Annotated in this window: 13 protein-coding genes and 1 pseudogene; 5 read left to right on the forward strand and 9 right to left on the reverse strand. The window is 37.2% G+C overall.

Features of this window, described 5'->3' with window-relative positions; all coding sequences use genetic code 11:
- From H1P_RS36110 to H1P_RS15000, 3 genes are all read right to left on the reverse strand, one after another.
- On the reverse strand, positions 1 to 409 hold a 409-nt coding region (locus H1P_RS36110; protein ID WP_186375976.1), incomplete at its 3' end, for an FG-GAP and VCBS repeat-containing protein.
- Between the two features lie 312 nt (positions 410 to 721).
- A complete protein-coding gene (locus H1P_RS14995; RefSeq protein WP_144868516.1) occupies positions 722 to 961 on the reverse strand; it encodes a hypothetical protein in 240 nt (79 codons plus the stop codon).
- A gap of 32 nt (positions 962 to 993) precedes the next feature.
- Positions 994 to 1,254: a helix-turn-helix domain-containing protein gene (locus H1P_RS15000; RefSeq protein WP_186375977.1), complete on the reverse strand. Its 261-nt coding sequence runs from the start codon at positions 1,252 to 1,254 to the stop codon at positions 994 to 996.
- Between the two features lie 92 nt (positions 1,255 to 1,346).
- Between H1P_RS15000 and H1P_RS15005 the strand changes: the two genes are divergently transcribed.
- Together H1P_RS15005 and H1P_RS15010 are read left to right on the forward strand one after the other, a co-directional pair.
- Positions 1,347 to 1,559, forward strand: a complete 213-nt coding sequence (locus H1P_RS15005) for a DUF6888 family protein (RefSeq protein WP_246141707.1) — start codon at positions 1,347 to 1,349, stop codon at positions 1,557 to 1,559.
- Positions 1,552 to 1,746, forward strand: a complete 195-nt coding sequence (locus H1P_RS15010) for a DUF6887 family protein (RefSeq protein ID WP_144868518.1) — start codon at positions 1,552 to 1,554, stop codon at positions 1,744 to 1,746. The genes H1P_RS15005 and H1P_RS15010 overlap by 8 nt, the downstream gene beginning before the upstream one ends.
- A 201-nt stretch (positions 1,747 to 1,947) precedes the next feature.
- Here the strand turns inward: H1P_RS15010 and H1P_RS15015 are convergent, their stop codons facing one another.
- Positions 1,948 to 2,226, reverse strand: a complete 279-nt coding sequence (locus H1P_RS15015; RefSeq protein ID WP_144868520.1) for a transposase — start codon at positions 2,224 to 2,226, stop codon at positions 1,948 to 1,950.
- Positions 2,227 to 2,359: 133 nt separating this feature from the next.
- Positions 2,360 to 2,635 carry a transposase gene (locus tag H1P_RS15020; protein WP_144868522.1) on the reverse strand — a complete coding sequence of 92 codons (276 nt, stop codon included), beginning with the start codon at positions 2,633 to 2,635 and terminating at the stop codon, positions 2,360 to 2,362.
- Between H1P_RS15020 and H1P_RS36115 the strand changes: the two genes are divergently transcribed.
- The 3 genes from H1P_RS36115 (at position 2,614) to H1P_RS15030 (ending at position 3,686) form a co-directional block, all read left to right on the forward strand.
- On the forward strand, positions 2,614 to 2,775 hold the full coding sequence (locus tag H1P_RS36115) for a hypothetical protein (RefSeq protein ID WP_186375978.1): 162 nt from the start codon (positions 2,614 to 2,616) through the stop codon (positions 2,773 to 2,775). The two genes, H1P_RS15020 and H1P_RS36115, sit on opposite strands and share 22 nt — an antisense overlap.
- Before the next feature lie 397 nt (positions 2,776 to 3,172).
- Positions 3,173 to 3,502, forward strand: coding sequence for a hypothetical protein (locus H1P_RS15025; protein ID WP_144868524.1), 330 nt, complete (start codon positions 3,173 to 3,175; stop codon positions 3,500 to 3,502).
- A complete protein-coding gene (locus tag H1P_RS15030; protein WP_222427066.1) occupies positions 3,495 to 3,686 on the forward strand; it encodes a hypothetical protein in 192 nt (63 codons plus the stop codon). The genes H1P_RS15025 and H1P_RS15030 overlap by 8 nt, the downstream gene beginning before the upstream one ends.
- 52 nt (positions 3,687 to 3,738) lie before the next feature.
- Here H1P_RS15030 and H1P_RS15035 read toward each other — a convergent pair whose 3' ends face one another.
- The 4 genes and pseudogenes from H1P_RS15035 to H1P_RS15050 all read right to left on the reverse strand — a co-directional run.
- The gene (locus H1P_RS15035) at positions 3,739 to 4,632 is read right to left on the reverse strand and encodes an SDR family oxidoreductase (protein WP_144868528.1); all 894 of its coding nucleotides are present in this window, start codon (positions 4,630 to 4,632) and stop codon (positions 3,739 to 3,741) included.
- Positions 4,633 to 4,967: 335 nt separating this feature from the next.
- Positions 4,968 to 5,219: a hypothetical protein gene (locus H1P_RS15040; RefSeq protein WP_144868530.1), complete on the reverse strand. Its 252-nt coding sequence runs from the start codon at positions 5,217 to 5,219 to the stop codon at positions 4,968 to 4,970.
- 523 nt (positions 5,220 to 5,742) lie between these two features.
- On the reverse strand, positions 5,743 to 7,290 hold the full coding sequence (locus H1P_RS15045; protein WP_144868532.1) for an iron uptake porin: 1,548 nt from the start codon (positions 7,288 to 7,290) through the stop codon (positions 5,743 to 5,745).
- A gap of 367 nt (positions 7,291 to 7,657) precedes the next feature.
- Positions 7,658 to 7,753 (reverse strand): annotated as a pseudogene (locus H1P_RS15050) (IS5/IS1182 family transposase); the annotation flags it as partial.
- Positions 7,754 to 7,870 lie beyond the last annotated feature (117 nt).

The following is a 7,870-nucleotide window of genomic DNA, read 5'->3' on the forward strand; positions in this document are numbered from 1 at the left end:
CTCCCACAGCCAAAGCTTCACCGAAAGCGTCTCCTGATTCATTACTCCCTAAATCCAGGCTTTCTTGTTCCACAATGCGACTAGCAGTTAAACCATCACTAGAGCCTCGTAAAATAGCGATCGCACCTGCTCGGGGATCTCCTCCTGGGCTTTCTCCTGGGATTCCGACGATCAAATCATCAAAACCATCGTTGTTAAAGTCCCCCACAGCCAAAGCTTCACCAAAAGAGTCTCCCAATTCATTACTACCTAAATCGAGGTTTTCTTGCTCGAAAACTCTACTTGCGACAAGACCATTGCTCGAACCCAAAAGAACAGCGATCGCACCCGATTGAGGGTCACCTCCTGGACTTTCTCCTGGGATTCCGACAACTAGATCTGCAAATCCATCCCGATTAAAATCACTCATACTTTCTTACACTGCTTTGTACTGTCTTATGAGGTTAAAACAAAAATATCTCCATGACTTATAAGAGTTCAAAAGAAGAAAAGATGTTCCTTAAAGATCGTATGATTGCGAAATCTGTAACTGTAGGTATTTTGATAGAAGAGGTTTTTTATTAGTAAATATTTGCATTTTCAGCTAATAGTATAGTGAAGGGAAAGTATCTTCAAATTTTTCATGCTGCTCGCCAAAAGTTTCAATTTCTTTAGCATTTTCGCAACTCACCATAGAAAATCTGAGTCTAATATTATTACCTTGTCCGATTTGATTTATCAATCAGCCAATACAATAATAACGCTCTTGTTCTGTGGATTTATGGCAAGCCATACTGAACATAGTTTTTTCTGTTGTCATAGCTTGAAGTTGTTCTTCAATGGGAATCTCATCGGCGATTGTCTTACCTAATTCTCGATGTGCTTCTTCCGAGTACCTATCGGGAATATTGAATGGATTGGTAGATTTTTTCCAAGGACACTTTTGGCATTGTTTGGGATATTTGAGCTTCCATTTTTTCATTTTTTCTTAAATCCTTAATATACAATCTTTAACTATTTAACCTCAAATTCTCCTTTAAAAGCTTTAGCCAACTCAGACAATTCAACATCCAACATCTCGCAGAGAGTAAATGTCTGGAGCGGGTCTAACTTGGGAATAGAAACTTCATTTTCCCAATTACTAATAGTTGAGCGATCTACTTCTAGGGCGAGCGCTATTTTCCCTTGGCTTAGTTTCCTGCTTTTCCTTTTCCAAAGTAGCCATTGAGCAAACGAAAGACAAGTTCCCATATCAATAATGAATTCATTCCACATTTAAGATATTAATCATTATAGTGAATTGTTTGACCATAGTGAATTATTTGGCTATGATTGTATTAACAAAGTAATACAGCTTTGTTAGCACCATGAAAACTAAATCAGGGGGGAAATTGCCTACACAAGAGCAAATGATTACAGCAATAAGGACTTTGCAGTCGCTATCTAACTTCTATCGACCTATTTATCTGTTCAGGTACGATGAGAGAACAGAGCAAATTTTTATTATTGCTGGTGAAGCAGAAAATGTTGAGATAACCATCTATGCCGACGGCACAAAGGAGCATCACATAAATGACTAACTTTAAAGAAATGAGTTTAAAAGACTTAACTAACTATGTCTTAGCTCATAGAGATGACCAATCCGCTTGGGATGAATATGTTTCTCGTCCCAGAACAAATGCTACTAGATACCCTGCCCCTAAAAACCAGAAAGAATCAGACGATCAATTTGAAGACTTTCTGAGAAAACAAGGTAAAACCATCTAGCTGGACTTTAGGAAAAAAGTAATGAATAATACTTGAACTATAGTTACGGTAGCTTTTTTACCTCATCTTATGCCCAAACAAATCCCCGACTAGCCTTATGTTCTGCAAACAGTTCCATATCCTGAATGTAGCCAACCCAAGAAATTGTCAGAAATTCCTGTTAAAAATGCTGTCTTTTGTTTCAGCAAAAGTTGTTAAAGATTACCCCGCATAACGCTTTCTAAGTCCTCCCATTAATTGCTGATACAAAATGAAAGTATAAGCAGTAAATACTAAAATAAAGTGACGAAGTAGAGCATCTTTTTTTCTCACTTGATATTCTTTTAACCCTAACCAGCCTTTGGCTTCCCGATAAAATTTTTCAATATAGTTTCTCTTGGAAAATGTTCTAACTATCCATTCTTCTGTTACTTTATTGCCTTGTTGATTGGTTATTAAATAATCTATTTCAGTAGCTGATTCTGGAGAGCTAGCATTCATGACGATTGCGATAGTTCTCTTACCTTGAAGACCATTAGTCTCAGCTTCTAATTTAGCTACCCAAACAGTTTTCGGTTTATCAAGTTCTAAAGTTACATCTTCAAAATCTTCTTTTGATAACGAAAATGCTATTTCATCTAACCTTCTTTCTGATTCTTTTTCTCCTGTTTCTGAATTGATTACACGCTTCTTGACGATTTTTGGCTAAACCTCCAATATAATTGAGTTTTAGCTTCTCTAGCTCTTGCAAAAAAGTAGAATTATTGCCATATCCCCCATCAATTAAAACAATGCCTGGATGATATTTTCTCTCGATTGTTTGATTGATTAATTTTAGAGCCAGCTCAGGCTTTTTTACAAAATTCTCATCTTCTTTTCCTTTGGGTAGTGAATCAGCATGTTGATACAATTCAACGTCTAAAGGAAGACTTCTTACTCCATCATATAGCGACTACAGAGGAGGAAAGATACCGTCGTTATTATGCTTATTCAGAATATGTGGATTGTTCGGTCGAATTAATAGAAGATCGCTTTGATGCTTGGTTTTGAATTAACAAAAGGTTCACCGTGGTGAACCTTTTGTTTTTGGAATTAGAGTTTTTCAGGATAAATGCAAGGCATTTATCCTGAAAGTATTATATAATAAATACATAGTTACCCCAAAGGAGGTGAGATAAACGAACGAAAATAACCAAAACAACAACGGACACGGGAAACCCGACCCTAAAGTTGTTTACCGTCACTTAGGAGCGGATGTCTGGGCAAAACAGCAAAAGGGAAGCGACAAAGAAGATGTAGCTTATACGAGCGAAATCGAAGCTGAACTAGAGGCTTTAGATTCTGAAGAAGAATCGGAAACAGACGAAGACGGTGACTAAGTAACTTACCCCCCCTCTAATACCACCCAGAGGGGGTTTACTAAATTTCGTTTTGACTCAATTCTACCATGAGCGACACTGCCGTTACTATTTTTTACCCAGGCTATATACAAATAATCAACCGCAAGCCTAATGGTTGGTTTCAAAGTTGTGATGAACTTTTTAAGCTTAGCGATCGCGAATTTGATTGGGCAAATCGCGAGCAATATTTTGGATTAACTAAGGGTCGAATACTTACCGAATTGTTCCGTAAATATCAAGGAAAGCTGGGTTATTACTTGGTGCATCTAGCAAAACAAGAATATCACTATTGTGGGATGGAATTAGAAGATGTCCAGCAAAAGCTATGGGATATCGGAATTACGCGACGCGATCCTGTGGAGAGAAGTGATGGGTAGACCAAAATTAAACCGCACCATGATTCAAGTTAGAGTTGCTCCCGACACTCCAGAGAAATTGAAAAAAATAGCTTTAGAACTAGGTTATCAATGGGGGGCAGAAGGCAATACAGGTAAGCTACTGGATGCGATCGCCTCTCTTGAAGTAGAGGAATTAAAGCGGTTAATCGAGTCAAAACAATGATTGATCGCAAATTTCCTTTCTCAACTAATAACTTGTGGCTTGTGCAAAAGATCTATTCATTTGCGGTACTTAACCCGCTACCAAGATAACGTTGTATAAAACTGCGGACAGATTCCATTTTAAGATTAAAAGTAGACTCTAAACGAGTAATTTCTTCGGTAGTGCAGTAAAATTCATGAGCAAGTAAAGTACGTAACGTACCCAAAGATTGTTCCAATTGAGGATTAATTAAACCGATTCCTGAGCGTAAGCCATCGAAGAGAAATAAAGGAGGATTAAGAATAATCGGCTCTCGTTGAAAAACTTCAGCAAAGATGCGAGGAATATCTTCTCTAGTAAGAACTTCCGCCCCTCCTACTGCAAAAACTTGATTTTGGGCTGAGGAGTTAGTTACAGAGGCGATCGCAATTTTAGCTAAATCATCAGTACTAACAATAGAAGAACGATTTTGATTATCTCCTATCAATAAATAAAGTCCTGTATCGCGAAATCTTTCTGCTAAAGGTAATAAATTGTTGGCAAAACCTGTAGGACGCAAGATGGTATAGTTTAAGCCACTAGCCATTAAATATTTTTCGACTTCTCTTTTCGCTTTAAAAGTAGGAGCTTGATAACCACGATCTACCCCCAATACAGATATAAAAACAAAATGTTTGACGTTATTGGCAATTGCATGATCGATTAAATCAATATTTGCTCGATAGTCAACAGCTTGAGCATCTTTTCCTGAGCCATGACAACTAATAACGTATTCTATATCGCGAGTTGCCTTAGCGATATCTCGAGCTTCTGTTAAATCGCCAATAAAAACTTCTGCGCCCCGATCTTCTAATTCACCATAATTGCTATAAAGACGCACAAAAGCCCTAACTGATGAATCTTGTTCTCTTAATTGTCTAACAATTCTTCGCCCCAATGAACCAGTTGCACCAGTTACCAAAAACATTATTATTCTGTCCTTATCACCTTGCGATATTCTAATTTTAGTCAAAATCTTGAAAAGAGAAGTCTAGCAAAAGATATAGGTAGGTATACTAATACGCTTGATGTGAATTAGCTTCGTTGAGAGTTGACTAGTTCGTAGCTATCAGCTCGCTTGCTATAAGCTATAAGCTTGAAAGAATTAACCAGAAAAAGTTGCTCGGTGTAGTTTTTAATTGTGCGATTGTTTAACTAAAAATCGCACAGCCTTAGTTTCATAGTTCCAGCTATTTACAATGCAGTTTTAATTCACATTAGACGTACTAATACAAAATTAAACTACTGAGCGATCAAAAATGATTAACCCAGTATCGAGCTAATGTATTGAGCGAGTTCAGTCAAATTATCACTGTTATCACAATATTGTTCGGCTTGTTTTTGTTCCATACCCAAGTCTTGTAAAAAGTCCACCATGCAGTTATACATTGTAGTTTTAGCTAAATCTTGGTTTTCATCACCAGAGTGCTGATATTGTAAATACTCTTTTGCTCGTAATCCAAGTTCACTATAGGTAGAACTAGCGATGAGTTTGTTTAATTTTGCAAAATCCATTCTGCCTTATTTTTGCTCTTAGTTAATCTCAGAAATTGCCGAACAAATTATTTCCACTCGCCAAGGTCGAACTAATCCCAAAGCGATCGAGAAATCTCGCCCTATTCCAATTGTTTTTAACCAGCTAACAGCTTTAAGCTCCAAGCTTATCGCCAGGTTCAACTCCTCCACTTCTTTAAGTGGAATAGGGCATAGTGGAGGTCAACTCCTCCACTATGCGATTCAAGCTTATAGCTTATAGCTAATGGCAAGCGAGCTGATTTTAAGGGTTGTTTTCGTAAATTCTACACTGATTTTTCTAGATTAATAGATGAAACATAATTAATTCCAATGCGGGAATAAAATCTCATTAACTCATCTTTTTACTGGTGACTTTAATCATTAATTATCGGCATAGTTTTTTTATGTAACTTTAAAATTATGCCAATTTAGTATAGCTTGTGGAAGATATATTACAGCAAAAGCCCATAACTTACAAGTCATGGGCTAGAAAGTTCAGAATTAATGACGATTTACGTTGTATTTAAAAAGCGAAAGTAGTTCTAATTACACCAATAAGAGCATCGTCTTCATCGCTGTCTCCGTTAGGTGATTGAATCCAAATAACACCAGGAGTAATGGCAAGATTGTCGTTGAATTGGTATTTATAGAAACCTTCTACGTGGAGAGGAATATCATCCTGATCGGCATAGGGTTCTGCGCCAATGATAATACCAGCTAAGTTACCTTCTTTACCCAAATCAGGAAGTGCTATACCAAGACCATAAGACCAGATTTCAGATTCGTCACTCCCATCATCTACGTCGGCATCAGTATACATACCAAAAGCATTAACTGCTATTCTGGAGTTAAGATCGTAAGATGCTGCTACACCATAAGAGTTGGTGCTTAATGACCCATCTAGAGGACTTCTCGCATTGGCTGTTCCCACACCAAGGTCAAAGATAGTATTATCAGAAGAAGCGAATTTAGCATGAACGTAAGTTGCAGCCACTTGTAGCTTATCTTCTAAGAAACTAAAAGTTAACTGACCTAATGCAGAATATTCATCGTTGAATAAGCCACCATCAGTATCACTATCTGGGTTAAAAGTATCACCACCGAAATAACCTGCACTGACAGTTACAAAGTCAACAAGCTGGACATTAAAACCAATACCACCACCAGAGGCTAAACCAATTTTATAAATGGGGCTGGATTCACCAAAGCTAGAAAGAGAACCACCAGCACCAGTAAAGGTATCTAAGTAAGGACTAACAGTAGGAACGAAATCTTGCCAAAGTGGGAAAGCTGCGGGTAAGTAAACGTCTACTTTGTCACCGATAGGAAAATAATAAGCCAACCAGCCAATTTCTACGTTGTTACCATTGTCAAAGCTGTAGGTAAATGCTCCAGTATCAATACCATCGAAAGGTGTTGCATTCCCAGCATCCAAACGAGTGTATAAAGCGTCTTGTCCTGTGAAACTGGATACGAAACCTAAACGAACTCTGTCTTGTAAGACAACTTGGTTTTCATAGTTAAATTCGCCAGCAAGACCAAAAACAGCTTCCCCTTCTAGTTTGGTAGTAGTCGAAAATTGATTATCTTCTAAGAAAGCAGTACGACTTTCTAAGTTGTCAATACGTCCACCGATAGTAGCTAGTTCCGCTTCAAATTCTTGGGTTAGGCGATTAATCGTATCAATGTCTTCTCTGACAACAGCCTCGCTAGAAGCAATTAGACGCTCAATTTGATTTAAACAGGAGTTTAAACCAGCAGCAAATTCATAACGAGATAAAGCTTGAGAACCACGATAAGTTTGGTTAGGGAAACCCGCAATACAGCCATAACGGTCTACAAGAGAACGCAATGCTTCGTAAGCCCAGTCAGCAGGGGAAACATCACGAAGTTGATTAACGTTAGTTACTTGATTAATAGAGTTTGTATTGGTTTTTCCCTCACGGGTGTAGCTATCTAACTGATTTAGTAACCGATCGTTAGTAGCGTTTTGAGCAGCTACAGGAGAATTCGCAGCCAAACCTAAAATTGCTGGAGCTAGCAGCAACGATTTACACAATGATTTTTTCATTTTTCCTCACACCATAATATTAAAAAACATCAAGCCATTCTGGATGACTTAGCGTTTAATTTAGTCGCGCTGTCGCGCTTTTCAGATAATCAGATTAACAGAAGTTATTTGATTATTTTTGTGACTTGATATACAAAGATAGTCCCGCTTTTATTAAAAGTCAATAGAACTCTTGCAAAAGTTTTTTATGGTATGATAAAAGACTATTTTGTTTAAATTTATGCTGATTAAAATAATGAGAATTGAGAGATTTTTTAAATCAACCCAAAAAGAGCGATCGCGCTTTGAGAAAATTTGACAGCAGAAATTGTTTCAGTTATTAATTAATTCCTGAAATTATTTTAATTAATTTATTTTTTTATCCGACTTATAAGGCTAATTCGTAATTACAAATTCCCGCAATTAAATTCGACCTTAAACCAAATCTTCTGTGACGATTTCGATAGGGATCAGATAAAATTTGGTCTTCAATTCTTAATTTAGTAGGGCGACCAGGTTTCTTTTTGGTTTTTTCCTTCGCTCTAACTATGCGAACCATCAATTGAAAAGTTTTTTTTAACTCCTGTCATCCGTTTAAATT

This window comes from Hyella patelloides LEGE 07179, assembly GCF_900659865.1.
GTDB classification, from domain to species: Bacteria; Cyanobacteriota; Cyanobacteriia; order Cyanobacteriales; family Xenococcaceae; genus Hyella; species Hyella patelloides.